The organism is Nocardiopsis akebiae (assembly GCF_018316795.1).
Classification (GTDB): domain Bacteria; phylum Actinomycetota; class Actinomycetes; order Streptosporangiales; family Streptosporangiaceae; genus Nocardiopsis; species Nocardiopsis dassonvillei.
Window position 1 is genome coordinate 4955908 of record NZ_CP074132.1, and the last position, 24708, is coordinate 4980615.

23 protein-coding genes and 1 riboswitch are annotated in these 24708 nt (G+C 73.8%); of the genes, 5 read left to right on the top strand and 18 right to left on the bottom strand.

Features of this window, described 5'->3' with window-relative positions:
- Positions 1-5: 5 nt before the first annotated feature.
- Entirely contained in the window at positions 6-2408 is a 2403-nt protein-coding gene (locus tag KGD83_RS21205; RefSeq protein WP_212644536.1) for a DUF3488 and transglutaminase-like domain-containing protein, read from the top strand.
- 240 nt (positions 2409-2648) lie between these two features.
- On the opposite strand, the gene KGD83_RS21210 is transcribed toward KGD83_RS21205, so the two are convergent.
- The 11 genes from KGD83_RS21210 to KGD83_RS21260 all read right to left on the bottom strand — a co-directional run bounded on the left by KGD83_RS21210 (position 2649) and on the right by KGD83_RS21260 (position 12457).
- Positions 2649-3059, bottom strand: coding sequence for a DUF3040 domain-containing protein (locus tag KGD83_RS21210; RefSeq protein WP_212640832.1), 411 nt, complete (start codon positions 3057-3059; stop codon positions 2649-2651).
- Positions 3060-3303: 244 nt separating this feature from the next.
- Entirely contained in the window at positions 3304-4557 is a 1254-nt protein-coding gene (dinB, locus tag KGD83_RS21215; protein WP_212644537.1) for a DNA polymerase IV, read from the bottom strand.
- Between the two features lie 82 nt (positions 4558-4639).
- Positions 4640-5428, bottom strand: coding sequence for a methyltransferase domain-containing protein (locus tag KGD83_RS21220; protein ID WP_212640833.1), 789 nt, complete (start codon positions 5426-5428; stop codon positions 4640-4642).
- A 60-nt stretch (positions 5429-5488) separates the two neighbouring features.
- Positions 5489-5902 carry a transcription antitermination factor NusB gene (nusB, locus tag KGD83_RS21225; protein WP_212640834.1) on the bottom strand — a complete coding sequence of 138 codons (414 nt, stop codon included), beginning with the start codon at positions 5900-5902 and terminating at the stop codon, positions 5489-5491.
- A complete protein-coding gene (efp, locus tag KGD83_RS21230; protein WP_212640835.1) occupies positions 5902-6465 on the bottom strand; it encodes an elongation factor P in 564 nt (187 codons plus the stop codon). The genes nusB and efp overlap by 1 nt, the downstream gene beginning before the upstream one ends.
- A gap of 137 nt (positions 6466-6602) precedes the next feature.
- Entirely contained in the window at positions 6603-7703 is a 1101-nt protein-coding gene (aroB, locus tag KGD83_RS21235; RefSeq protein ID WP_212640836.1) for a 3-dehydroquinate synthase, read from the bottom strand.
- Positions 7700-8212 (bottom strand): shikimate kinase, encoded by a 513-nt coding sequence (locus tag KGD83_RS21240; protein ID WP_212644538.1) that lies wholly within the window; start codon positions 8210-8212, stop codon positions 7700-7702. Before KGD83_RS21240 ends, aroB begins: the two co-directional genes overlap by 4 nt.
- A 499-nt stretch (positions 8213-8711) precedes the next feature.
- On the bottom strand, positions 8712-9893 hold the full coding sequence (aroC, locus tag KGD83_RS21245) for a chorismate synthase (RefSeq protein ID WP_212640837.1): 1182 nt from the start codon (positions 9891-9893) through the stop codon (positions 8712-8714).
- A 44-nt stretch (positions 9894-9937) separates the two neighbouring features.
- Positions 9938-10912: a prepilin peptidase gene (locus KGD83_RS21250; RefSeq protein ID WP_212640838.1), complete on the bottom strand. Its 975-nt coding sequence runs from the start codon at positions 10910-10912 to the stop codon at positions 9938-9940.
- A gap of 181 nt (positions 10913-11093) precedes the next feature.
- Complete coding sequence (locus KGD83_RS21255) at positions 11094-11834, bottom strand: SseB family protein (protein ID WP_212640839.1); 741 nt, start codon at positions 11832-11834, stop codon at positions 11094-11096.
- Between the two features lie 149 nt (positions 11835-11983).
- Positions 11984-12457, bottom strand: a complete 474-nt coding sequence (locus tag KGD83_RS21260; protein WP_394358080.1) for a MarR family winged helix-turn-helix transcriptional regulator — start codon at positions 12455-12457, stop codon at positions 11984-11986.
- A 203-nt stretch (positions 12458-12660) separates the two neighbouring features.
- Between KGD83_RS21260 and KGD83_RS21265 the strand changes: the two genes are divergently transcribed.
- The 4 genes from KGD83_RS21265 to KGD83_RS21280 all read left to right on the top strand — a co-directional run bounded on the left by KGD83_RS21265 (position 12661) and on the right by KGD83_RS21280 (position 17873).
- Positions 12661-13203 (top strand): YceI family protein, encoded by a 543-nt coding sequence (locus KGD83_RS21265; RefSeq protein WP_212640841.1) that lies wholly within the window; start codon positions 12661-12663, stop codon positions 13201-13203.
- 197 nt (positions 13204-13400) lie between these two features.
- Positions 13401-13712, top strand: a complete 312-nt coding sequence (locus KGD83_RS21270) for a DUF2470 domain-containing protein (RefSeq protein WP_212640842.1) — start codon at positions 13401-13403, stop codon at positions 13710-13712.
- 364 nt (positions 13713-14076) lie between these two features.
- Positions 14077-16788, top strand: coding sequence for a serine/threonine-protein kinase (locus KGD83_RS21275; RefSeq protein WP_212644539.1), 2712 nt, complete (start codon positions 14077-14079; stop codon positions 16786-16788).
- Positions 16789-16952: 164 nt separating this feature from the next.
- Positions 16953-17873 carry an aldose 1-epimerase family protein gene (locus KGD83_RS21280; protein ID WP_212640843.1) on the top strand — a complete coding sequence of 307 codons (921 nt, stop codon included), beginning with the start codon at positions 16953-16955 and terminating at the stop codon, positions 17871-17873.
- A 37-nt stretch (positions 17874-17910) separates the two neighbouring features.
- On the opposite strand, the gene KGD83_RS21285 is transcribed toward KGD83_RS21280, so the two are convergent.
- The 7 genes from KGD83_RS21285 to KGD83_RS21315 all read right to left on the bottom strand — a co-directional run bounded on the left by KGD83_RS21285 (position 17911) and on the right by KGD83_RS21315 (position 24697).
- Complete coding sequence (locus KGD83_RS21285) at positions 17911-18498, bottom strand: nucleotidyltransferase family protein (protein ID WP_212644540.1); 588 nt, start codon at positions 18496-18498, stop codon at positions 17911-17913.
- A gap of 176 nt (positions 18499-18674) precedes the next feature.
- Positions 18675-19835 carry an XdhC family protein gene (locus KGD83_RS21290; RefSeq protein ID WP_212640844.1) on the bottom strand — a complete coding sequence of 387 codons (1161 nt, stop codon included), beginning with the start codon at positions 19833-19835 and terminating at the stop codon, positions 18675-18677.
- Between the two features lie 111 nt (positions 19836-19946).
- Positions 19947-20411, bottom strand: coding sequence for a PH domain-containing protein (locus tag KGD83_RS21295; protein ID WP_212644541.1), 465 nt, complete (start codon positions 20409-20411; stop codon positions 19947-19949).
- A gap of 248 nt (positions 20412-20659) precedes the next feature.
- Positions 20660-21133 (bottom strand): 6,7-dimethyl-8-ribityllumazine synthase, encoded by a 474-nt coding sequence (gene ribH, locus KGD83_RS21300; protein WP_212640845.1) that lies wholly within the window; start codon positions 21131-21133, stop codon positions 20660-20662.
- Between the two features lie 124 nt (positions 21134-21257).
- Positions 21258-22547 carry a bifunctional 3,4-dihydroxy-2-butanone-4-phosphate synthase/GTP cyclohydrolase II gene (locus KGD83_RS21305; protein ID WP_212640846.1) on the bottom strand — a complete coding sequence of 430 codons (1290 nt, stop codon included), beginning with the start codon at positions 22545-22547 and terminating at the stop codon, positions 21258-21260.
- Positions 22548-22638: 91 nt separating this feature from the next.
- Positions 22639-23271 (bottom strand): riboflavin synthase, encoded by a 633-nt coding sequence (locus tag KGD83_RS21310; protein WP_212640847.1) that lies wholly within the window; start codon positions 23269-23271, stop codon positions 22639-22641.
- Positions 23272-23390: 119 nt separating this feature from the next.
- Positions 23391-23521: riboswitch (FMN riboswitch) on the bottom strand.
- Between the two features lie 153 nt (positions 23522-23674).
- Positions 23675-24697, bottom strand: coding sequence for a phosphatase PAP2 family protein (locus KGD83_RS21315; protein WP_394358123.1), 1023 nt, complete (start codon positions 24695-24697; stop codon positions 23675-23677).
- Positions 24698-24708 lie beyond the last annotated feature (11 nt).

Here is a 24708-nt window from a genome sequence, read left to right on the forward strand (position 1 = left end):
CACTGATGCCCCTGGCCACCCTGGTCTGCCTGCTGATGGCGCTGCCGCTGCTGGGCGGCCTCGTACGGGGTGAGGCCTGGTGGGTTCCGGCCCTCGTGATGACGGCGGCGGTGGGCGGCGTGTCCGCGCTGTACCGCCTCAGCGGCTGGAGCTCCTTCCCGGTGCCGTTCCTCCAGGTGCTGGCGGCCGCGCTGCTGATGACACCGCTGTTCGCCGGACACGTCGCGCCCCTGGGTCTGCTGCCCTCCGGTGACGTGGCGGCGCACCTGCTGCGGGTGTTCGACGAGGGCCTGGAGACGATCGACACCAGCACGCCCCCGGTCTCCTCCACCGCCGGGGTCATGCTGATCATCGCGCTGGTGTTCGTGCTGTTCGCGATCGTCGCGGACCTCCTCGCGGTGACCGCGCGCTGCCCCGGGATGGTCGGCGCCCTGGTGGCCGTGCTGATGGCGGTCCCGCTGATCGTGGACGGCGCCGGGCTGGGCTGGCTGCCCGCGACCAGCGGCGCCGTCGGCTTCCTGCTGCTGCTCGCGGTGGACGTGTGGGTGCGCGGCCGTGAGTGGGGCGTGCGCGTCCCCGACGGCCACGACTCCTCGGCCCGCGTGCTGAGCGCGGTGGGCAGGGCGACGACGGTGGCGCTGGCCTCGGCCGCCGCGGTCCTGCTGGCGCTGACGGTGCCGCTCGCGGTGCCGTCGCTGCGCACCGACGTGCTCCACACGATGGCCGACGGCACCTACATCGGCACCGGCGGAGGCCGCATCACCACCACGCACCCGCTGGTCTCGCTGCGGCGCGAGCTGGCCTCCTCCTCCGACCGCACGGTGCTGACCTACCGGACCGACGCCGAACGGCCCGACTACCTGCGCACGTACGTGCTGGACGAGTTCGACGGCGCGAACTGGACGATGACGCCGGTCAGCGCATCGGACGACACCGTCGTCGACGGGGAGCTGCCGCTGCCCACCGGATGGGGCTCGGAGCCCTCCGGCGACGCGGTGACCACGCGGATCTCGATGGACTCCGACGCGCCCGGGATGGACTTCCTGCCGCTGCCGTACTGGGCGCGGACGGTGGACGCGCCCGGTGAGTGGTACGCCGACCCGGCGAGCCACGTGGTGTTCACGACCGAGAGCGCGCCCACGGGGCTGAACTTCACCGTGGAGACCCTGGACCGGGAGCCCTCCGCCGAGGAGCTGGCCGACAGCGGCGGCCCGCGGTCGCTGCCGGGCGACTTCCGCGACCTGCCCGGCGGCCTGGACCCGCGGGTGCGGGAGCTGGCCGAGGACCTGACCGAGGACGCGCGGAGCCCCTACGAGCGCGCGGTGGCGCTCCAGGACCACTTCGCGGGGGGCGCGTTCACCTACGACCTGTCCCCGCCCGCGGTGCCCGACGGAGCCGACCCCCTCGCCTACTTCCTGTTCGAGGACCGGGTGGGCTACTGCGAGCAGTTCGCCGGGGCGATGGCGGTCATGGCCCGGCAGGTGGACATCCCGGCGCGGGTGGCGGTGGGCTACACCGCTGGCGAGCAGCAGGGCGACGGCCGCTGGGCGGTTTCCGTGGGCGACGCCCACGCCTGGCCGGAGCTGTACTTCGAGGGCGCGGGTTGGGTGCGGTTCGAGCCGACCCCCTCCTCCGCCGGGGGGCAGGGCTCGGCGTCGGTGCCCGACTACTCCCGGGGCGGGCAGACGGGCGTCGACAACCCGGACGGGGACGCGGAGGAGCCGCTGGAGCCCTCGCCCGAGGAGCCGGACGCCCCTCGGGAGGAGGCCACCGAGGAGGCCGAGGAGCCAAGCGAGGCCCCCGAGGAGGAGCCCGAGGACGAGCCCTCCTCGTCGGTGGCCGCCCCGGGCGACGACGCGCGGGACGGCCCGGACCTGTCGTGGCTGCCCGTGGCGGGCGCCGTCGCGGGTGCGCTGCTGCTGTTGGCCCTGCCCGCGCTGGTGCGCGCCCTGACGCGCTGGTCCCGTACGGCGTCGCTGGCCGGCGGCGCGGGAACGGCGGGCGCGCACACCGCGTGGCGGGAGCTGCGGGACACCTGCCTGGACCTGGGAGGTACGTGGTCGCTGGCGGAGAGCCCGCGCGCCACGGCCGAACGCCTGGCCGGTTCCGGTCCGGCGCCCCGGCCCGACGCGGCCCCGGTGGGGCTGATGTCGGGAGCGGCCCCGGGACCGGTGGAGCCGGAGGCCGCGGCGGCGCTGCGGCGGCTGGCCCTGGCCGAGGAGGAGGCGCGCTACGCGCCCTCGCCCCGGGACCCGGAAGGGTTGCGCGAGGACCTGCGGACGGCCCTGGCGGGGCTGACCGGGGTGGTCGGCGCGGCGGCGCGCGTGCGCGCGGTGCTGCTGCCCCGGTCGCTGGCCCCGTGGCACCGTCCGCGCCGCGCGGCCGATCCCGAGCCCGTGACGTCCTAGCGGTGGCGGCCGGGCCCCGCGCACGCGAGCCCGGTTCCCGGCTCGCTCCGTTCCGTGTGCGGACCCCGCCTGCGGGATGCTCGCCCCGCGCACGGGAGCCAGCCCGGAAAACGTGGTGGGCCCCGCACCACTGTGCGGGGCCCACCACGGGGAACTGCGTGTCCGGCGCGGATCCCTTCCGGGATCCCCCACCAGTGGAGCACGGCCGAGCACGACCGCCGAGGGTGTGGGACCGGGGTCCTACTCCTCACCCTCCTGGCGACGGCGCCAGCGCTCCTCGAAACGGTTCATCATGCCGGGACGGCTGCCGCCCCGGCGCTTCTGCTTGGGCTCGGCCGCCACGGCGCCCTGGTCGGCGCCGCCGCTCCCGGAGGCCTTGCGCCAGGCGTTGGCGCCCCACAGGAAGCACAGCAGCATGACGAGGAAACCGAGGACGCTGATGGCGACCTGGGCGACTGTGGACTGGAGCATCAACCCCGTCATCAGCAGCACGATACCGACGACGAAACCGAGTCCGGCCTTGATGATCCAGCGCTTGTAATGGACCGCGGGGTTCGTTTGCCGAACGGTGTTCGCGAACTTCGGGTCCTCGGCATACAGCGCCCGCTCGATCTGGTCGAGCATGCGCTGCTCGTGTTCAGAGAGCGGCACGGCGCCTCCCTACGGCAGTCCCCGGTTGGGGTGACGGGTACTGAAGAACAGTCTCTTGGTCAGTGGTATGCCCAGAATACGATGAGCTAGCGCCCGGTGGAAAGAAAAGCTGCGTGCGTACCTGACCACCAGAGGCCACGATACCCTCGCCCTGTATCGGAAACACCGGCTTCCATGCCTCTCTTCTTACCCTCATTCCGGTCCTACCCTGGGGAACGCTCCGAGGGCCCCGGAAGTTGCCGCATCATACGTCGTTTTCGTCACGCTTGGCCAACACGGCCGACTGTATCGCGCCCGGCCCGAAACGTGCCGTTACGCGATCCATAACCCGTTCAACATCCCTCCAACCCGATTCCTCCTCTCCCAGTGCCAACTGGCGGTGCACCTGTTCCACCGGAACGACCCCCTCCACCCGCACCCCCACCAGGCGCAGCGGCACCCCCCTCAACCCGGAGGCGGTGTACAGCTCGCGGGCGACGGCGCTGATCTCGCGGGCCACGTCGGTGCCCTCGGCCAGGGTCCGCGACCGGGTGATGGTGGAGAAGTCGCCGCGACGCAGCTTCACGCTCACCGTGCGCCCCGCCTGTCCCGACGCCCTCAGGCGGCGCCCGACCTTCTCGGCCAGCCTCAGCAGCTCGCGGTCCACCACCCCGGGGTCGGCCACGTCCTCGTCGAAGGTCTCCTCCGAGCCGATGCTCTTGTCCTGGGACTCGGGCACGACCGTGCTGGTGTCCACTCCCCGCGACAGCTCGGCCAGGCGGGTACCGGCCTTGTCACCCAGCTCCATGCGCAGCAGGTCCGGCTCGTAGCGGGCCAGCTGGCCGACCGTGCGCACGCCCAGCCGGGCCAGGGTCTGCTCGGTCCGGTCCCCCACCCCGGGCAGCGCCCCGACCGGCAGCGGGTCCAGGAAGCCGCGCACGTGGGCGGTGGGCACCAGCAGCAGGCCGTCGGGCTTGCAATGCGTGGAGCCGAGCTTGGCGGTGAAGCGGGTGGCGGCCACACCCACGGAGCAGGTCAGGCGCTGTTCCCGGCGCACCCGCTCGCGGATCATCGCGGCGATGCGCACCGGCCCGCCCAGGCGGCGGCGCGCGCCGGACACGTCCAGGAAGGCCTCGTCCAGGGAGAGCGGCTGCACGAGCGGCGTCACCGAGCGCAGGATGTCCATGACGGCCTCCGACGCCTGGCGGTAGGCGGGGCCGTCGGGCGGGAAGACCAGGGCGTCGGGGCACAGGCGCAGGGCCCGCGCCATGGGCATGGCCGAGTGGACGCCGTGCGCGCGGGCGAGGTAGTCGGCGGAGGAGACCACGCTGCGCGGGCCGGTGCCGCCCACGATGACCGGGCGTCCGCGCGCCTCGGGGTGGCGCAGCTGCTCTACGCTCGCGAAGAAGGCGTCCATGTCCAGGTGCAGGATGTGGCAGTCGCCGTCCGGTCCGGAGCCGTCCGCGGGGAAGTCCGCGTCCAGCGCCGCGATGCCCTCCGGGGAGACCATGCCCCGCATCGCGGCGCCGCGTTCCAGTTGGCGTCGGCTCATACAGCCAGGTTATGCCGTGCCGGGAACGCCCCGGCCCCCGCACGGGGGTTCAGGCGCGGTGCGCGACGACGTGCAACTGGGTGGCGATGCCGATCAGCTCGGGGTGCTCGGCGGCGGCCCTCTCCAACTCCACCAGGTGCTGCCCGGCGTGGGCGTCGCCCTCCCAGGCGTGCCCGGGCACGAGGTCGGCGAACGCGCGGACGCCGCGGACGCTCTCACCGGACAGTCCGGCCCGGCCAATCAGCTCCAGGACCTGCCGACGGGTGAAGCGGCGCGGCATGGGGTCGCCCTCTCCCCAGCGTCCGTCGGGGTCGCCGAGCAGGTGGTGGGCCTCGGTGATGTGTCCGGCCAGCGCGCGGTGCAGGGATCCGGCGACCGCGTTGGTGACCAGCAGGCTCACCGCGCCGCCCTCGCGGGTGATGCCGACCACGTCGCGCAGCGCCGCGGCGGGGTCGTCCACGTACTCCAGCACGTTGTGCACCAGGACGAGGTCGGCGCTGGCCGACGCGAACAGGGCGGCCAGGTCGCGGGTCTCCCCCTGGACCCCGCGCACGGAGACCCCCCGCTCCGCGGCACGGCGCTCCAGGGCCGCGAGCGAGTCGGGGCTGGGCTCGACCACGGTCACCCGGTGGCCGAGTTCGGCCAGGGGGACGGCGGCGCCGCCGGTGCCCCCGCCCGCGTCGACGATCTCCAGGGGCCCGTCCCCGAGCCGCTCCAGCAGTCCGACGAGGGCGTCCCACACGACCGCGGTCCGGGCCGCGTTGGCGGCCCGCCCCGGGCCGGTCGCCCCGCTCGCGCCGAGGCCGCCGCCCGCGGCCACGCTGGTCCTGTCAGTCACCTGCGTTCCCTCAATCCACGTTGCCGCGACGGTCCCCCGCGCGCCGGTGCCGGTCAGCCCCTAGAGCGAGAGCGTCGGCTTGTTCTCCATCAGCCTGGACAGGAGTCCGCTGACGAAGTTGGGGGACTCGTCGGTGGACAGCTCCTTGGCCACACCGACCGCCTCGGCGATCGCCACACCGTCCGGGATCTCCTCGGCCCACAGCAGTTCGTAGGCGCCCATCCGCAGGATGTTGCGGTCCACGACCGGCATGCGCTCCAGGGTCCAGCCGATGGCGTAGGTGTCCAGGAGCTCGTCGATGCGCTCACGCCGCTCGTCGACCGAGCGGGCCAGGCTCTCGGTGAAGTCGTTGATCGGCGGTTCGGGCTGGGCCCGTCGGCGCCGGATGACGTCCTCCACCGACGTGGCGCGCACCTCGGCCTCGTAGAGGACCTCGACCGCGCGCCGCCGTGCCTTGCGCCGTGCTCCGCTCATCAGTTGACTCGCCCGAGGTAGTCACCCGTGCGGGTGTCGACCTTGACGCGCTCGCCTTCGCTGATGAACAGGGGCACCTGGATGGTGGCGCCGGTCTGGACGGTGGCGGGCTTGGTGCCGCCGGTGGAGCGGTCGCCCTGCACGCCCGGGTCGGTCTGGGTGATCTCCAGCTCGACGGCGGGGGGCAGCTCGATGTAGAGGGGGTTGCCCTCGTTGGTGGCCACGGTGGCCTTGGTGTTCTCCAGCAGGAAGTCCTTGCCGTCGCCGACGACGGCCTCCGAGACCGGGATCTGGTCGTAGGTGCTGGTGTCCATGAAGATGAAGGCCTCGCCGTCGTGGTAGAGGTACTCCATCTCGCGGCGGTCGACGTTGGCGAACTCGACCTTGGACCCGGCGTTGAAGGTCTTGTCGACGATCTTGCCCGTGAGGACGTTCTTCAGCTTGGTACGGACGAACGCGCCGCCCTTGCCCGGCTTGACGTGCTGGAACTCCAGGACGTTCCAGAGGACGCCGCCGTCGAGCCGCAGGGTCGTGCCGTTCTTGATGTCGTTCGTCGTGGCCACTTCGGTCGTCTCTCCAAGGGGTTTGACACGTCGGGGACCGGCCCACTCGGGGCCCGGTCTGTGTTCGGTGGGGCCGGGCACGGGCACCTCGGGAAGCTTCCCCGGGCACGCCGGTGCGCACGTCGCCTGTGTGCAGTCTAGTGGCTTCGCGGAACCTGGGTGTCGCCCGTGACCGCGCGGTACGCCTCGTCCAGCAGTTCGGGCGCGGGGCCGCTGAGGATGGTGGGCCGCGCCAGACCGTCCAGGACGACGAAGCGCAGGGTGGCCCCGCGGGCCTTCTTGTCCACGCTCATGGCGGCGCGCAGTTCGGGCCAGGCCTGGGGGGCGTAGGAGACGGGCAGGCCGACCGAGGAGAGCAGCGAGCGGTGGCGCTGGACCAGGTCGTCGCCCACGCGGCCGTCCAGGCGGGCGAGTTCGGCGGCGTAGACCATGCCGATGGAGACCGCGTAGCCGTGCCGGAAGGTGTAGTTCTCGGCGCGCTCGATGGCGTGGCCCAGGGTGTGGCCGTAGTTGAGGATCTCGCGGCGGCCGCTCTCGCGCAGGTCCCCGGAGACGACGTCGGCCTTGACCCGGATGGCGCGCTCGATGAGCTCTCGGGTGTGCCTGCCCTCGGGTTCGGCCGCGCCCTCGGGGTCGTCCTCGACCAGGTCGCAGATGACGGGGTCGTCGATGAACCCGGCCTTGACGATCTCGGCGAGGCCGCCGATGTAGTCGGCACGGGGCAGGCTCGGCAGGGTGGCGAGGTCGCACAGGACCCCGGCCGGTGGGTGGAAGGAGCCGACGAGGTTCTTGCCCTCGGGGGTGTTGATGCCGGTCTTGCCGCCGACGGCGGCGTCGACCATGCCGAGCAGGGTGGTGGGCACCAGGACCGAGCGCACGCCGCGCAGCCAGGTGGCGGCGACGAACCCGGCCAGGTCGGTGGCGGCTCCCCCGCCCAGGCCGACGACGGCGTCGCTGCGGGTGAAGCCCCGCTGCCCGAGCCGGGACCACAGGTCGGCGGCGACGGCTGCGGTCTTGGCGGCCTCGCCGTCCGGGACGGGCATGGAGTGCGCCCGGTAACCGGCGGCCTCCAGCGCGCCGACCACGGGGCGGGCGATCCCGTCCAGGCCCCAGGGGTGGATGACGGCCACCTGGGCGGCGTCGCCGACCAGGGAGGGGAGTTCGGAGAGGACCCCGCTGCCGACCACCACGTCGTAGCGGCCGGCGGAGTCGCCCACACCGATCCGGGTCACGGTCACTGCTGAGCCTTTCCGGAGTCCTGTCCGGCCAGCGAGGGCAGGATGGCGTCGACGATCTCTTCGGGGTGGTAGCCGGTCGTCTCGACGGTGACGCTGGCCAGGCGCTCGTAGACGGGCAGGCGCTCGTTGAGCAGCTGGCGCAGCCGGGTGCGGGGATTGCCCGCGAGCAGGGGGCGGGCCACGTCCATGCCCACGCGCTTGGCTGCCTCGCCGAACTCCACCTGGAGGTAGACCACGTGGTGCTCGGCCAGGTCGCGCTGGGTGTCCTCGTCCAGGACCGCGCCGCCGCCGACGGCGATCACGCCCTCCCAGGCGCGCAGCCCCTCGGCGACGACCTCGCGCTCCAGGGCGCGGAAGCGCTCCTCGCCGTCCTCGACGAAGATGTCGCCGATGGGCTTGCCCGCGCGCTTCTCGACCTCGGTGTCGGTGCACAACAGGTCGGCGCCCAGGCGCCCGGCCAGGGCCTCGCCGACGGTGGACTTGCCCGATCCGGGCGAACCGATGAGCACCGCGATCGCTTTTGCCACGCTCTTCCCATCTGGAGAATCCGGGGCACCGCGCACTGAGTAGCGCCGCCCCCGCCTTGGTCTTGCCGTCCCCCCACCTTAGCTTCGCCGGGGGGACGCGAACCCTCGGCGGGGGGACGCGGACCGCCCCCGCCCGTGCGGGGACGGCACGGCCACGACGCCGTACTACTCCAGCGGGCCCACGCCCTCCTGCTCCAGCGGACCCCGGCCTCCGGGATCGGCGGGAGAGGCCGTCCACAGGCCGGACCGCGGCACTGGTGGGGACATTCGATCCATCCCTATGCCCGGATTCGGAGGCGACTCGGTCGCCCGTGAGCGCGACGAGGGCCCCGAATCCAGTGTGGCCCTTCCCTTGGCGCCCCGCCAGCCCAGGGGACGCGCCTGTGGACAACCGTTCCGGCGGGCGCGCCGGAGCGGTTCCCAGTCCGCTTCCGTCCCGTCCGTGCACGGGACGGAAGCACGCCGAGGCGGGGACCGAAGGTCAGCGGACGGTCAGCGCGTCCAGGTAGCCCCTGAGGTTGCGCGCGGTCTCGGCGACCGAGTCGCCGCCGAACTTCTCGACGGCGGCCTCGGCGAGCACCAGGGCGACCATCGCCTCGGCGACCACACCGGCGGCCGGGACGGCGGTGACGTCGCTGCGCTGGTGGTTGGCCTGCGCGGGCTCGCCGGTCTCGACGTCGATGGTGTCCAGCGCCCGGGGCACCGTCGCGATGGGCTTCATGGCCGCGCGCACGCGCAGCGGGTCGCCGGTGGTCATACCGCCCTCGACGCCTCCGGCGCGGTTGGTGCGGCGGCGCACGCCGTCCGGACCGGGTTCGATCTCGTCGTGGGCGGCCGAACCGCGGCGGGCCGCGGTGCGGAAGCCGTCGCCGACCTCCACGCCCTTGATGGCCTGGATGCCCATGAGCGCACCGGCCAGGCGCGCGTCCAGGCGCCGGTCCCAGTGCACGTGGCTGCCCAGGCCGGGCGGCAGGCCGTAGGCCAGCACCTCGACCACGCCGCCGAGGGTGTCGCCGGACTTCTTGGTGTCGTCGACCTCCTCGACCATGCGGGCGCTGGTCCGGGCGTCGAAGCAGCGCAGCGGGTCGGCGTCGATCGCGGCCAGGTCCTCCGGGCGCGGCTCCGGGGCGTCCTCGGGCACCGCCACGGGCCCCATGGACACCACGTGGCTCAGGATCTCCACGCCCAGGGCCTGGCGGCAGAACTGGCGCGCCACCTCGCCGATCGCGACGCGGGCGGCGGTCTCGCGGGCGCTGGCGCGCTCCAGGATCGGCCGCGACTCCCCGTGGCCGTACTTCTGCATGCCGACCAGGTCGGCGTGCCCGGGACGGGGCCGGGTGAGCGGTGCGTTGCGCGCCACGCTCTCCAGCTCCTCGGCGGGCACCGGGTCGGGGGACATCACCTTCTCCCACTTGGGCCACTCGGTGTTCCCGACCTCGATCGCGACCGGACCCCCCTGGGTGCGGCCGTGACGGATGCCCCCGATGACGGAGACCTGGTCCTTCTCGAACTTCATCCGGGCACCCCGTCCGTACCCGGCGCGACGGCGGAGCAGCGCGGCGGCGATGTCGTCCGAGGTGACGGACACACCGGCCGGGAGGCCCTCAAGAATCGCGACGAGTGCGGGTCCGTGGGACTCCCCCGCGGTCAGCCAACGCAACATGTGCACGATCCTTTCACGGATCGCCGTGCGGTGGCACCGCGGGTTCAGGGTTGTGGAAAGAGCGCGCCTCCCACCAGGACGGTGGCCAGCGCGGCGGCGAGCATGAAGGGACCGAGCGGGAAGGGATCCCTGCGGGTGAGCCGCCGCAGGGCCATGAGCACGACCCCCACCAGGGAGAAGGCCGCGAAGGCCCAGAACACGGCGACCAGCGCGCCGAGGGTCCCCGCCGCCCACCCCGCGTACAGCGCGGTGAGCCCGGAGAGCTTGACGTCGCCGAACCCCAGCCCCGCGCTGTGCACCCGCCACAGCAGCCAGTACAGCACCGTGACCAGGACCATGCTGACGAGCGCCCCGACGGCCCGGTCGGTGTCGGGCCCCTCGGGGGGCAGCAGGACGGCCAGCCCGATCAGGACCGCGGCGACCGGGTAGGCGGGGAAGACGACGGCGTCGGGAAGGCGCATGACCCGCAGGTCGATGACGGCCAGCGGCACGCCGACGGCGGTCAGCCAGAGCACGGCCAGCACGCCGAACGGGCACCAGTCGGGTTGGAGGGCGGCCCACAGGCCGACGCAGCCGAAGAGGGCGGCGGTCACGACGACGACCGCGGGGTGGGACCGGACGACCTGCTCGCAGTGGGGGCAGGCCCCCCGTCTTCGGAACGTCCGGGCCTCCACCGCCGGGAACCAGCGCAGGAAGCGCAGCTCGGCGCGGCAGTGGGGGCAGCGGGGCGGCGGAGGGCCCTCGTCGTCCTCCTCCGGCGGAAGCCGGCGCTCGCCGTGCACGTCCTCCCCCGTGTCGGGGACCGCGGTGGCGTCGTCGCGCGCGGGCTGGACGTGCCGGTCGGCGGAGGGCGTGAGCGAACCGCGGGAGGCGGGTGCGGGCGGCGGGACGGCGGGGCCGAAGAGGTGGACGAGGCGGCCGTTGACCCGGCCCACCACCACTCCGAGCAGGGCGAGGAGGACGGCGACGGACGCCGTCCACAGGTGCGGGTGGAGGAGGAGTGTCGAGGGGGTGGGCATGATGGGAAGCTACCCTTCCGGGGCCCGTGGCGACACCGCCCGGTCCGGTCTGTGGACAACTCCCCGTCCGCGAACGCCGTGGCACCGCACGCCCGCACGGCGCGCGCACGGGGCGAAGGCGCGGAGCGGTCCGGAGGCGCGGGCTCGCGGCCCGGCCCGGAGGCGCCCGGTGCGGGGGGTGTCAGTCCCTGTCGGCGGTCCCGGGCCCGCCCGGGGGCGCGTCGCCGCGCTGGGCGCGCACGACGGCGCTCAGTTCGATGCCCCCGGGCAGCACGTGGCGCAGTTCGGCGGTGAGCCGCTCGGCCACGCGCCGCAGGACCTCGTCGTCGCGCTCTTCGAGTTCGAGGCGGATGCCGATCTCGCCGCGCTCGGAGGGGTGGATGCGCACGCGCTCGATGCCGAACTCGCCCTTGGTGACCTGGTAGATGAGTCCGAGGACCTGCGGGTCGTCCTTGGGCGCGGGGACGGCGCCGGTCTCGGCGATCATGCCGAGGAAGGGGCCCTGCACGGTGTAGGGCACGGGGCCGGCCACGTCGAGCACCAGCGCGTCCGCCTCCTCCTCCAGGGCCGCCTGGCAGGCGTCCCTGACGGTGAAGGGCACCGGGCGCGCGTCCGGGCGCCAACGGCGGACCGCGTCCACGGAGGTGAAGGCGAGCATGCCGCGCCGCCCGTCCCTGCCGGTCATGATCGGGACGGCGACCTCGCTGTTCTTGTCCTTGGTGAGCCCGCCGACGCCCTCCTCGGTCTCGGTGGCCACGGCGACCACGGGGATGAGCACGCGGGTTCCGCTGAGCGCGGCCAGCACCTGGCGGTCGCCCGTGGCGCCCGTCGCGTGTTCGCGCAGGCGTGCCGCGACCTCGGGATCGACGCCGCCGTCGTCGTCGCGGAAGTTCTGGGCGCCGATGATGGATGGTCTGCTCACGTGCACCGACTCTACCCGTGGGGCGCTGGGCCCGTGGCGGGCACGCCCGAAGCGGCGCGGGTCGGGCGACGCCCGCCCGGGCCCGGCCCGCCTTAGGCGGATTCGGTCACACGAAACGGACGGGGCCGCGGGCAGGGCGGGCACGGCCCTCACCCCCGCCGGGCGGCCCCGCCCTCCTCCAGCGCGCCGATGATGGAGCCGAGCTGGGCGACCTGCTCCCCGCTGAGGCGGTCGAAGATCAGCGAGCGCACGCGCTCGGCGTGGCCGGGCGCGGCCTGCTCCAGGAGGAGGGAGCCCTTCTCGCTGAGCACGGCCCACAGCCCGCGGCGGTCGTCGTCGCAGTGCTCCCGGTGCACGTAGCCGCCGCGTTCGAGCCGTGCGACCTGGTGGGAGAGCCTGCTCTTGGACACGATGACGCTGTCGGCCAGCACCCGCATGCGCATGCGCCGTCCCTCGGCCTCGGACAGGTGCACGAGGATGCCGTACTCGATGAGGGAGAGCCCGGTACGGGCGCGCAGGTCCTTCTCCAGCTCGTCGTAGACCCAGGCGTTCATCCTGAGGAAACCACGCCAGACGTGCTGTTCTCCGAAGTCAAGCCACCCGGCGTTGTTCATGCGGCCCATCGTAGCGGCGTGTCCGAAACCCCCGCCCCGCCACACCGTCGGGCCCCGCGTCGAGCCGTGGCGGACTGTGGTGGGAGAACGCCTTGCACGAGGGCCTCGCATTGCCTAAACTCCTCTTCCGAGGAAGATTCTTCTAAGAAGCCTTGTTATACCTCAGCGAGTGGGCCCGGACCCCGGGTCCGCCGACCCGACAGGGAGACACCATGGCAGCGCAGGAACTCCAGTCCGGAACCTGGAAGATCGACACCGCCCACAGCGTCGTCGGCTTCTCCGTACGGCACATGATGGTCAGCAAGGTCCGCGGGCGCTTCGAGAAGTTCGACGCCACGCTGACGGTGCCCGAGGACCCCACCCAGGCGTCCGTCGAGGCCACCATCGACGCCAGCTCGATCAACACCGACAACGGCGACCGCGACAACCACATCCGCTCCGCCGACTTCTTCAACGTCGAGGAGCACCCGGAGTTCACCTTCCGCTCCACCGGCGCCGTCGCCAAGGGCGAGGACTTCGTCCTGCAGGGCGAGCTGACCATCAAGGGCAACACCCGCCCCGTCGAGATCGCGCTGGAGTTCAACGGCTCCACCATCGACCCCTACGGCCTCAACCGCGCCGGCTTCACCGCCTCCACGCAGATCAGCCGCAAGGAGTTCGGCGTGGACATCGAGATGCCGATGGACGGCGGCGGCGTGGTCGTCGGCGACAAGATCACCATCGACATCGACGCCGAGTTCACCCGCCAGGCCTGAACACGTCCGTGACGGCCGGGCGGACTCCGGGCCGTACGGGACAGGGGAACACACGGGGCGGGGCGGCCCCCCGGAATTTTTGACGACACATCGTCATCACCTTCGGGGCCGCTCGGATATCGTCAGCGGGGGGAGGGCGCGCAGCCCTCCCCCCGCTCGTGCCACGCGTGCGCGCCACCCGCCGACCAGGAGGTCCCGTGCCCCCGTCCAACCCCTTCTCCCCCGAGGTCGTCACCGCCGTCACCGCCCACATGAACGGCGACCACCCCGAGGACACCCTGCTCATCTGCCGCGCGCTGGGCGGCCGGCCCGAGGCCACCGCCGCGCGCATGACGGGCCTGGACGGCGACGGCGGCGACTACGCGGTCACCGTGGACGGAACCGAACACGCCGTGCGCGTGCCGTGGGCGCGGCCCCTCACCGAGCGCGCCCAGATCCGCGCCGAGGTCGTGCGCATGTACCAGGAGGCCTGCGACAGGCTCGGCGTGACCCCGCGCGGACAGCACTGAGGCACACGAGGCGTACAGGACGCGGACACGTGTGAGGGCAGCACGCGGTGGCCGGGAGGGATGGCCCCCCTGTTTCCAGCAAAGCCCACAGGCACCCGTTCCCGCCAGCCCCTGCCCGCGCCTGTGGACAACCTCCGGAAAACGTCCGGACGGAGCCCGACCGCCTCCCTCCGCCCCACTCCCGGTTCCGGTGGAACTTCACGGAGTCGCGAGGAGTCAAACGGGATGGAGGGAACGACGGGGGACACGGGTCCGGTGCCGCGAACGCCGCGCGAACCGCGCCGCGCGGACCTACCCTGGAGGGACCTCGTTCCCCCGCAGGTCCACGACACCAACGCCTATCCGAAGGATGGCTCCGACCCCGATGGTCACGCCCGACCCCGGTGACGAGAACGCGCCGACCCAGCGGATCGAACCCACCGCGCCCACCACACGCATCGGCCCCGACGCGGACCGCGCGCCCGCGGCCCGCACGCGCTGGGCCACCCGTGTGTTCGGCCCGGGAACGGCCCGAGGGGGCGACACCGCGCCCACCCGCGTTTCCTCCCCCGCCGCGGACCGCACCAGCGTCCTGCCCGGCGCCGGTCAGGCGGACGCCACCCGCACGGCCGCCGCGGCCCCCGGCACGCGCCCCGCCCGCACCATCCCGGGCGACGGCCGCGCCGACGGCCGCACGCCCTGGTGGCGGACCCTGTTCGGCCCGCTCCTGGACTGGATGGCCCGCCTGGTCTCGCGCGTGGTGGTCGGCCCCGCCAGCGACCTCGACTACGCCGTCCCCGCCGAACTGCGCCGCCGCTACCGCGTGCTCGACCACATCGGCGCGGGCGGCGAGGCCGTCGTCTACCTGGCCGAACCCACCGACTCCCCCGGACGCCGACTCGCCCTCAAGGTGTACCGGCCCGGCCACGACATCAACCGCGAACTCCTCGACCGCCTGCGCGCCCGCGGCACCGCCTCGCCGCACACCCCCGCCATCCAGGGGTACGGCACCGCCGCCAGCTCTTGGGGCGAGGACCTGGCCTGGGAGGCCCAGGAGTACTTCTCCCACGGCTCGCTGCGCTCGCTCATCGACCAGGCTCCGCTGTCGGACGAGCGCGCCCGTGCCGTGGTCTCCGCCGTCGCCGACTGCCTGCACCACTGGCAGGACGAACTCCAGCACAACCACACCGACGTCAAGCCCGAGAACCTGCTCGTGCGCTCCCTGGACCCGCCGGTCGTGGCGCTCACCGACTTCGGCGGCGCCGTGCGCGCCACCATGAGCCGCGTCTACGGCGGCCTGGCGGTCACCGAGGACTACGCCGCGCCGGAGGTCGTCGAGGGCCGCCGCGAGGCGCCCGCGGCCTGGTGGTCCCTGGGCGTGATCGTGCACGAACTGGTGGCCGGACGCCGCCCCGAGCGCGGCGGCAACTGGCTGACCGCCCGCAACACCGAGGTGGACATCTCCGCCATCACCGACGAGCGCTGGCGCCTGCTGGCCCGCGGCCTGCTCACGCTCGCGCCCTCGGCCCGCTGGGGCCACGACGAGGTCGTGCAGTGGCTTGCGGGCGAGCGCCCGCAGATCCGCGCGGTCACGCGCCTGCGCCCCATCGAGTTCGCCGGAGCCAGCCACGAGGACCCGCCGAGCCTGGCCTTCGACCTGCTCGACCGCTCCGAGACCGGCGCCATGTGGCTGCGCACCCACTGGCCGCAACTGCGCAGCTGGCTGGACCGCGAGGTCAACGACTACACCTTCGACCGCGCCTACCTGACCGGCCTGGACGCCCACCCCGAACAGGCGCACGTGGCGATCAGCGCTCTGGCCGCCCGCTACGTGCCCGGGATGCCGCCGCGCTTTCGCGGCCACGAGATCAGCGCCGACGGACTGCTGGACCTGGCCACCGGCGACGCCAGCCGCCACGCGGTGGTGCGCGAGGCCGTGACCTCGGGCGCGGTCGGACTGGGCGCCCAGCACTGGTGCCCGCACCCGGCCTGCCGCTCGGGCGGTCCGGGGCGGTGCGCCCTGCTGGAGCGCGTCCAGCACGAGGTGCCCCTGATCATGCGCAAGGTGTCCGAGAACGTCGACCAGCTGGTCGGCTCGGGCCCCGACGCGCCCCGGCGCCCGGACACCCACGAGACCGACACCGCCTGGGCCAGGGCGGTCGAACTCGTCCTGCTCCCCGACACCGCCTCCCGGAGCCGGTCGCTGCTGCGCCGCCAGTCCTGGCACCCGCGCCAGCGCACCGCGGCCCCGCACGCCCCGTGGTGGGTGGAACAGCGGCGCCTGGCCCTGCGCGACGCCAACGGCCGCGACGCCCTGGCCACCCGGGCAGCCCTGATCACGGCGGTGCTCCTGCTGCCCGAGGCGGCACGGGTCGGCGGCGCGGTCTCCGAGCGCGAGCGCGCCGACGGCAGGGCGCGCCGACAGGACCGGTGGGCGTCACTGGCCGGTTCGGCCGGTGAACGCTGGTCCCAGGTCCGCGAGAAGGCGGCCGGAGTCCGCAGACGCGCCGCCGGGGCCTCCGCGACCGGCCGCCCGGAGGGTCCGACCGCCCCGCACCCCTACAACCCCGCCGGACCGCAGGACCCCTCGCTCGACCCCCGCGAACAGGAACGCCGCAGGCGCCGGGCCGACAAGACCATGGGCCAGATCCAGCGGGCGATGAAGGCGGGCGCGTGCCGCCGGTTCGCCTACCCGGCGGCGCTGCTCGGGCTCCTGGACGGGCTGGGCCGCGTGGTGCGCCCGCAGGAGGGCTTCTACCCCGAGAGCGAGTTCGTGACCTCGGCCTACACCGGGCTGCTGGACGCCGGCAACGGCGCCGTCCTGGGTTGGCTGTCGGAGCTGACCGGCGCGGTCACCGGACTGCTGCCCGGCGACGCAGGCGCGGCGTGGTGGCTGCCGGTGCTGCTGTCGGTGCTGCTGGTGGCGCTGGGCCGCTCGGCGGCCAGCAGGAAGCCCACCTCGCGGGCCCGTCGGCGCCTGGGTGCCTTCCGCCTGGCCGTGGTGGGAACCCTGTTCATGGTGGTGGTGCTGTTGTCCACGGGGCTGCTGGCGCTGGGCTCGGGGGTGCTGATCCCCCTGGACGGCCTGCTCGCCTAGCGTCCGGTGCGGGCGGTGACGCGTCGGGAGCTGCTGTGAACCTCCTGAACAACTTCCGTCACACGCGTCACGTGTCCCGCCGTGTCCCCCCGGCGGGGCGCGTGGGCTATGATCGCCCGGTTCGGCACACGGACGCACGGCCACGACGGGGAAGCAGGTGCCAGGTGGGTGAGGTGATCGAGCTGCGCTCGGGAGAGTACCGAGCGCGCGTCGACCGCACGGGAGCGGCACTGCGGGCACTCACCTGGCGCGGCCGCGACGTGGTCTGGCCCTACGACGGGGACGGACCCAAGGCCTTCCAGGGCCAGGTGCTCGCGCCGTGGCCCAACCGCGTGACCGAGCACGGCTACCGCTTCGACGGGGTCGAGCACCGCCCCGAACCCAACGACCCGGCCACCGGCACCGCCATCCACGGACTGGTCCACGACCGGGCGTGGGCGCCGACGTCGGTCTCCGAGGACGCGGTCGGACTGCGGCTGGACTTCGGCGGCGGGCCCGGCTACCCCTTCCCCCTGGAGATGACCGTCGCCTACCGGCTCTCCGACGACGGGCTGACGGTCGCCACCACCGCCCGCAACCCGGGCGGCTCCCCCCTGCCGTTCGGCCTGGGCTTCCACCCCTACCTCACCCTGGGCGAGCCGCTGTCGGCCCTGGCCGCGCGCGGGGAGTTCGCGCTTGAGGTCACCGCGGGCACCCGCCAGCCGGTGGACGGGCAGATGCTGCCCGTGGGCGGCCCCGTCCCCGTGGACGGCGGCGACTTCGACTTCCGCACGCCCGGCCGCCAACTGGGCGGCACCGTCCTGGACACCGCCTTCACCGAACTGGAGAGGGACGCCGACGGGCGCGCGTGGGTGCGGGCGAGCGGCCCCGAGCACCGGGTATCGCTGTGGTGCGACCGCGGCTTCGGCTGGTTGCAGCTGTTCAGCGCCGACACCCTCGGCGGGGACGACCACCGGGCCCACCTGGCCGCCGAGCCCATGACCTGCCCGGCCAACGCGCTGGCCACCGGCACCGACCTGATCGTGCTGGCCCCCGGAGAGTCGACCGAGCACGTGTTCGGCATCCTCGCCGAACCCCTGGTCTGAACCCCGGACCGCCGACGCGCACGGCCCCGGGCGGGGGTCAGCCCGAACCGGAGGGCTCCCGGCCCAGCACGTCGCTGAGCCGCTCCAGGTCCTCCACCGTGTCGATGTCCTCCGGGCTGGCGATGTCGTCGCAGGGCACGGCGGTGACCAGATGGGAGTACGCGCGCAGGAACGGGCGCGCCCCCACGTCGTGCACGGCCATGGCGTAGGCCGTCGACCAGTGCTCGCGGCCCAGCAGCACGGGGTTGCGCTGGTTGCCGCGGTAGGTGGCCACCGCGGCGCGGGCACCCTGCTCGTGCGCCTCCACCAGGCGGCGCACCGCCTCGGGGGTGACCAGGGGCTGGTCGGCCAGCGCGATCAGCACCGCGTCGACCGTGTCGGGCAGGGCGTCGATCCCGGCGCGCACCGAGGACCCCATCCCGGTCCGCCAGTCGGGGTTGTGCACCGTGTGGGCACCGCGCACCGGGGTGTCGGCGGCGCCCAGCACCACCATGACCGGGGCGCAGCCGCCCGCGGTCAGCGTGCGCACGCCGCGGTCCACCAGGCGTTCGCCGCCCACCTCGACCAGCGCCTTGGGCCGCCCGAGTCTGCTCCCCGAACCCGCGGCCAACAGCAGGCCCGCCACCGGGCCCGTACACGTGCGCTCCCCGCCCTGTTCCTGCCCCCCAGTACCCATGACGCGATGATGCCACGCACGGGCGCGCGGGATGGGCGACCTGGCACAGCCCGTCCCGCCCTGTTCCGCGACCGCCCCCGCGAAACCGCCGTGACCAGGCACTCCGCGGCCCGGCGGGTTTCGGTTCACTTCACACGGTGGCCGAATCCGGCCGGAACCAGGGGTTTACCCGACGCGTCGTGGTGGATCCTGCCACTGGTCTCGCGCAGGGCCCGCCCGCTGCCGCCCCACCGCACCTGCACCAGCTCGGCGGCGATCGAGACCGCCGTCTCCTCCGGGGTACGCGCCCCCAGGTCCAGACCGATCGGCGAGTGCAGGCGCGCCAGCTCCGCCTCGCCCACCCCGGCCTCGCGCAGCCGTTCCAAACGGTCCTCGTGCGTGCGCCGGGACCCCATCGCGCCGATGTACCCGGCACGGGTGCGCAGCGCCGCGCTGAGCACCGGCACGTCGAACTTGGGGTCGTGGGTGAGCACGCAGATGGCCGTGCGCTCGTCGATCTGGTCGGCGATCTCGTCCAGGAACACGTGCGGCCACTTGACCACCACCTCCTCGGCGGTGGGGAAGCGCTTGGCGGTCGCGAACACCGGCCGGGCGTCGCACACCGTCACCCGGTAACCCAGATAGGTGCCCAGGTCGGCGACGGCCGCCGCGAAGTCGATCGCACCGAACACCAGCATGCGCGGCGCGGGCGCGAAGGACTGCACGAACACCTCCAGCTCGTCCCCGCGCCGCTGCCCGTCCGCGCCGTAGCGCAGCAGGCCCGTGCTGCCCTGGGCCAGCATGCCGCGCACGTCGTCGTCCAGGGCGTCGGCCAGCCTGTCGCTGCCCAGGTCCCCCTCGGCGTGGCCGGGCCAGACCACCCGGCGCCGCCCCACCCGCCCCTGGCCGGAGGGGTCGGAGACGATGGTGGCCACGGCGACCGGCTGGTGCTCGTCGACCGCGCCGATCACCGAGCCGAGCTGGGGGTAGGAGGACCGGCTGATCGGCTCCACGAACATGTGCAGCGTCCCGCCGCAGGTCAGGCCCACGCTGAAGGCGTCGTCGTCGCTGACCCCGTAGGTGCGGCGCACGGGGACCCCCGTGCGGATGGCCTCCAGGGCCTCCTCGTAGACCGCGCCCTCCACGCAGCCGCCGGACACGCTGCCGACCGCCTCCCCGGAGGCGCTGACCAGCATCGCCGCCCCGGCGTCGCGGGGAGCGCTCTTGTAGGTGTCGATCACGGTGGCCAGCGCGAACGTCTCGCCCGACGCGTACAGGTCGGACACGGCCGCTCGGATGTCGCGCACGCGGTACCTCTTCCACGTTCCGTCGGTGGCTCTCGGTACCAAACTATGTGCCCCGCACAACACTCGGGAGCCACCGATCCTCAGGAATCCGGCGGCTCCCTCAGGAGGTTCCTACGAGCGGTCGGGCTCGCGGCCCTCGCCGCGCTCGTGCAGCAGCACGCGGAACTCCTCCAGGGCGCGCCGGGCGGACTCGCCGTCGGCGCTCTGGATGGCCATCACCGCCAGGGTCGTGCCGTCGGACAGGTCCGCCGAGGGCCAGGGCTCGCCCTCGGGCATCCGCACGTCCACGACCTCCGCCCAGGACAGCACGTGGGTGCGGATGCTGTTGACCACCGTCACGCCCTCCTCAGCCGCCACCAGCCGCGGCCGGGCCAGCAGGTGCAGGGCGGCCGCGATGGCCAGGCCCAGACCCACCATCAGGACCCGGTCCATGACCCCCCAGCTGCCCGGCAGGATCGCCGCCAGGACCGCCAGGGTCGCCACGATCAGCAGCGCCAGGCCGTAGGCGACCCACCGCACCGACCGGGGCCGCCACGTCCTGGGCAGCACCGTCTGCCCAGTCTCCTCGCCGTCCACGGGCTGTTCCCTCGTCCGCACCCACTGCTCCACTTCTGGACCGTGTCCGCCGCGGCCCCGGCACGCCGCCGGGCCGCGCCCCGCGACGCCGTACCGCCGGACGGACCCGCCAGGACCCGCGGCACGCACCGCCCGCCACGGACCGCCCGGCGGCCGCCCGCCGGATCCGGACCCGCGCGCGACACCTCTTCGACCGCCCGCGTGCGCGGACGGCCCACCACCGTCACCGTGCGCGCCACCGGGCCGGATCAGCGGCGCAGCACGCGCAGGACCGCCGCCGTGTCCAGGGCGGCCAGCGCGGCCTCGGCGCCCTTGTCCTCGGCGCTCCCCGGCAGTCCGGCACGGTCGAGCGCCTGTTCCAGGGTGTCACAGGTGAGCACGCCGTTGCCCACGGGGGTGGAATGGCGCAGCGCCACCTCGGTCAGACCGTGGGTGACCGACTGGCACACGTAGTCGAAGTGCGGTGTGCCCCCGCGCACGACCGCGCCCAGGGCGATCACGGCGTCGTGCTTGCGGGCCAGCTCCTGGGCGACCACCGGAATCTCGACCGCCCCGGCGACCTCCACCACGACGGGCTCGACCGCACCCGAGGACCTCACCACCTCCAGGGCTCTGGTGAGCATCGGCTGGACCACGCCCGCGTTCCAACGGGTCACGACGATGCCCACCGACATCCCCGAGGCGTCGACACCGCTGCTGTCGGGGCGTCCTTCACCACTCATGGGCTCCTGCTTCCTCTCCGAACGAACTGTGCGGGCCCCGGGCCGCCGCCGAGGCGGAACCAGCCCCGGCCCGCAGGGGGCTCCGAACGCGAAACGGCCGGTCGGCCGCACCGCGGGACCGGTGTCAGCGGGAGACGCCGGTCAGGTCGTGGCCCATGCGGTCGCGCTTGGTGCGCAGGTAGTCGATGTTGTCCTCGGTGACGAAGGAGGGCATCGCCACCCGCTCCTTGACCCGCACCCCGTGCTGCTCCAGCCCCTCCGCCTTGGCGGGGTTGTTGCTCAACAGGCGCACCGACGACACCCCCAGGTCCGCCAGGATCTGCGCCCCGGCGCCGAACTCGCGCGCGTCGGCGGGCAGGCCCAGGCGCAGGTTGGCGTCCACGGTGTCCGCCCCCTGGTCCTGGAGGCTGTAGGCGCTCAGCTTGTGCAGCAGACCGATCCCCCGGCCCTCGTGGCCGCCCAGGTAGACGAGCACCCCGCGCCCCTCCTCGGCGATGTCGGCCATGGCGGAGTCCAGCTGGGCGCCGCAGTCGCAGCGGTGGGAGCCGAACGCGTCGCCGGTGAGGCACTCCGAGTGCAGGCGCGCCAGGACGTCGGTGCCGTCGGTCAGGTCCCCGTACACCAGCGCGACGTGCTCGGCCCCGTCGGCGGTGCCCCGGTACCCGACCGCGCGCCACTGGCCGTACCTGTTGGGCAGGCGCGTCTGGACCGCGCGGGTGACCAGCGGCGGGTGGGCCTCGGCCTCGGTGAGCGCCTCCCCCAGCGCCTCACGGTGGGCCGCGAGCTGCTCGACCGAGACCAGCTTGAGGCCGTGCTCGTCCGCGAACTCCCGCAGCTGGGGCAGACGGGCCATGGTGCCGTCGTCGTTGACGACCTCGGCGAGCACGCCCGCGGGGCGCAGACCGGCCAGGCGGGCGAAGTCGACGGAGGCCTCGGTGTGGCCGCGCCGGGCCAGCACGCCACCCGGACGGGCGCGCAGCGGCAGGACGTGGCCGGGGCGCACGAAGTCGGCGGGGCCGCTGCCCTGCTCGGCCAGCAGACGGATGGTGCGGGCCCGGTCGGCGGCGGAGATGCCCGTGGTGACGCCCTCGCGCGCGTCCACGGTCACCGTGTAGGCGGTGCGCAGGCTCTCCTCGTTGCGCGCGGTCATCAGCGGCAGGTCGAGGCGGTCCAGGTCCCGGCCCTCCAGGGGGACGCACACCACGCCGGAGGTGTGGCGGATCGTGAACGCCAGGAGTTCGGGCGTGGCGAGTTCGGCGGCGAAGATGATGTCGCCCTCGTTCTCGCGGTCCTCGTCGTCCACCACCACGATGGCCCGCCCCGCGGCGAACTCGGCGACGGCCTCCTCGATCGTGTCGAGGACGACGGCCTGGTCGATCGGTGTCGTGGCCGGGGTGGGCTCGGTGACGGTCATGGCCGCTCCCTGGATGGGTCGTGGATGTGGGTGGTGTGACGGGTGGCGGCGCGCCCGCGCGGGTCCGCCCCCTCCTGCCGTGCTCGGGCGTTCACGCCCGCGGGCGGACCGCCGCCACGGCGGTGATTCTCTCGACGTACTTGGCGATGACGTCCACCTCGATGTTCACGGTGGCACCGATGGCCAGTCCGCCCAGAGTGGTCGCCCGCAGGGTCTCGGGGATGAGGCTGACCTCGAAGAACTCATCCTCGGCCCCCGGCTCGCTGACCGCGGAGACGGTGAGGCTGGTGCCGTCGACGGTGATCGAGCCCTTCTCGACCACGTACGGCGACAGGTGGGCCGACAGCCCGAAACGCAGAACGTCCCAGTTGTCGCCGGGATTCCGGGAGACCAGGGCGGCGGTGCCGTCGACGTGGCCCTGGACGATGTGGCCGCCCAGGCGGCCGTCGGCGCGGGCGGCGCGTTCGAGGTTGACCCGGGAGCCCGGGGCCAGGCCGCCGAGGCTGGAGCGGTCCAGCGACTCCTTCATGACGTCGGCGGTGAAGGTGCCCTCACCCCGGTCGACGACGGTCAGGCACACGCCGTTGACCGCGATGGAGTCGCCGTGTGCGGCGTCCGAGCTGACCAGGGGGCCTCGGACGGTGAGCAGTACGGCCTCACCCGTGGTGCCCGCGGCCTGGATGGAGACGACCTCGCCGAGTTCCTCGACGATTCCGGTGAACACGCCCTTGCCTTCCCTTCGCCTGGCGGCTCCGGGGTGAGGGGACGCGTGGAGAAGGGTCCACGAACAGGACGGCACCGGGGCCGCGCGTCAGCGGACGCGGGCGGCGAGGGGCCGTCCCGACACGTACTGCCTCCCATCCGGACTTTCACCGTCGGTACCGGAATTCCACCGGTTCAACCGGCCGATGGACTCGGCCGGGTCGCGGACTGTCACCGCCGGTTCGGAATTACACCGACCCCGGAGCACGTGTTGAACTTGCTGGTAGGGATCCTAACCCCTCGTCAACAGGAGCGCCTAGCCCGTGTGACGCGAATCATCGGCCCTCTCCACCGCCGACGCGGGCGGCGCACGCGCGGGCGGGGACTCCGGCGGGCGTGTCGCCGCGACCGGGCGCCCCGCCGGTTCAGGGAGTCTCGGCCGCGGCCCCGGGCCGGGCGGCCAGACCGCTGCGGACGAAGGCCTCCGGGGCCAGGAAGGAGGCCCAGAAGGTGATCGCGCCGTAGGCGGCGAAGGACACGGCGGCGTCGGCGAGCCCGCTCAGGTGGCCGAAGACCACGCTCACGAACACCTGCACCAGCACGATCACCGAGACGCCCAGGACGAAGCGGGCGGCCCGGGAGGCCAGGGTGCCCGCGGCGCTGTACCAGCCGCGTCTGGCGAGCAGGGTGAAGCCCACGAGCCCGCCCAGCAGGGTTCCGGCCACGGTGTACAGACCGGTGAGGGTCTCACCGGCCGGGTCGGCGGGGACGGCGCCGATCCACTCCTGGGGGACCGTCCAGTCACCGCGCACCAGCAGCTGCCAGAGGGTGGCCGCCAGGCAGGGCACCACGACGGCCGCCAGGGCGCAGCCCACCCAGCGGGCGGTGCTCAGCCCCAGCCACCAGGCGGTGACGCGCTCCTCCCAGCGCAGGACCGCCCACAGCAGGGCGGCGCCCAGCACCAGCCCGGCCACGACGTCACTGACGAAGTGCGCGCCCAGGTATATCCGCGAGAGCGAGACGAGCGCGATGGCGGCGGCCGCCGCCCACAGCCCGGCGCGGCGGCCGGACCTGATGCCGAGGTAGCCCCAGGTGACGGTGGCGCCCTGGGTGTGCCCGGAGGGGATCCCGAAGCTGTCCGAACTCGTGTGGGCCGTGACGCGGGCGTCGAACCAGGGGGGCCGGGCCCCGTAGAGCAGGGACTTGAACAGCTGGTTGACCACGCCGGAGCAGGCCACCACGACGAACAGACGCGCCCCCAGGCCGGGGTTGACGCACCAGAAGACCAGGGTGAGGGCGAGGATGACGAGCGTGTGGGAGCCCAGGTGGGTGACCAGGCCCAGCGGGTGGGCGAGCCAGTCCCCCAGGCCCTGGAGCCAGAGGATGGGGACGGTCTCCGCCTCCCACAGCGCGTCCATGGCCAAGTGCTCGGCGGTCCAAGCGTTCAACGCGTACTCCC

Bases quoted from the DNA above. Each gene is read 5' to 3' on its own strand.
- KGD83_RS21205 (WP_212644536.1), top strand. From the start codon at position 6: ATGCCCCTGGCCACCCTGGTCTGCCTGCTGATGGCGCTGCCGCTGCTG.
- dinB (WP_212644537.1), bottom strand. From the start codon at position 4,557: ATGCGGGGCATGGTCTCCCCGGAGGGCATCGCGGCGCTGGACGCGGAC.
- nusB (WP_212640834.1), bottom strand. From the start codon at position 5,902: ATGAGCGGAGCACGGCGCAAGGCACGGCGGCGCGCGGTCGAGGTCCTC.
- aroC (WP_212640837.1), bottom strand. From the start codon at position 9,893: ATGTTGCGTTGGCTGACCGCGGGGGAGTCCCACGGACCCGCACTCGTC.
- KGD83_RS21250 (WP_212640838.1), bottom strand. From the start codon at position 10,912: ATGCCCACCCCCTCGACACTCCTCCTCCACCCGCACCTGTGGACGGCG.
- KGD83_RS21260 (WP_394358080.1), bottom strand. From the start codon at position 12,457: ATGGGCCGCATGAACAACGCCGGGTGGCTTGACTTCGGAGAACAGCAC.
- KGD83_RS21265 (WP_212640841.1), top strand. From the start codon at position 12,661: ATGGCAGCGCAGGAACTCCAGTCCGGAACCTGGAAGATCGACACCGCC.
- KGD83_RS21275 (WP_212644539.1), top strand. From the start codon at position 14,077: ATGGTCACGCCCGACCCCGGTGACGAGAACGCGCCGACCCAGCGGATC.
- ribH (WP_212640845.1), bottom strand. From the start codon at position 21,133: ATGAGTGGTGAAGGACGCCCCGACAGCAGCGGTGTCGACGCCTCGGGG.
- KGD83_RS21305 (WP_212640846.1), bottom strand. From the start codon at position 22,547: ATGACCGTCACCGAGCCCACCCCGGCCACGACACCGATCGACCAGGCC.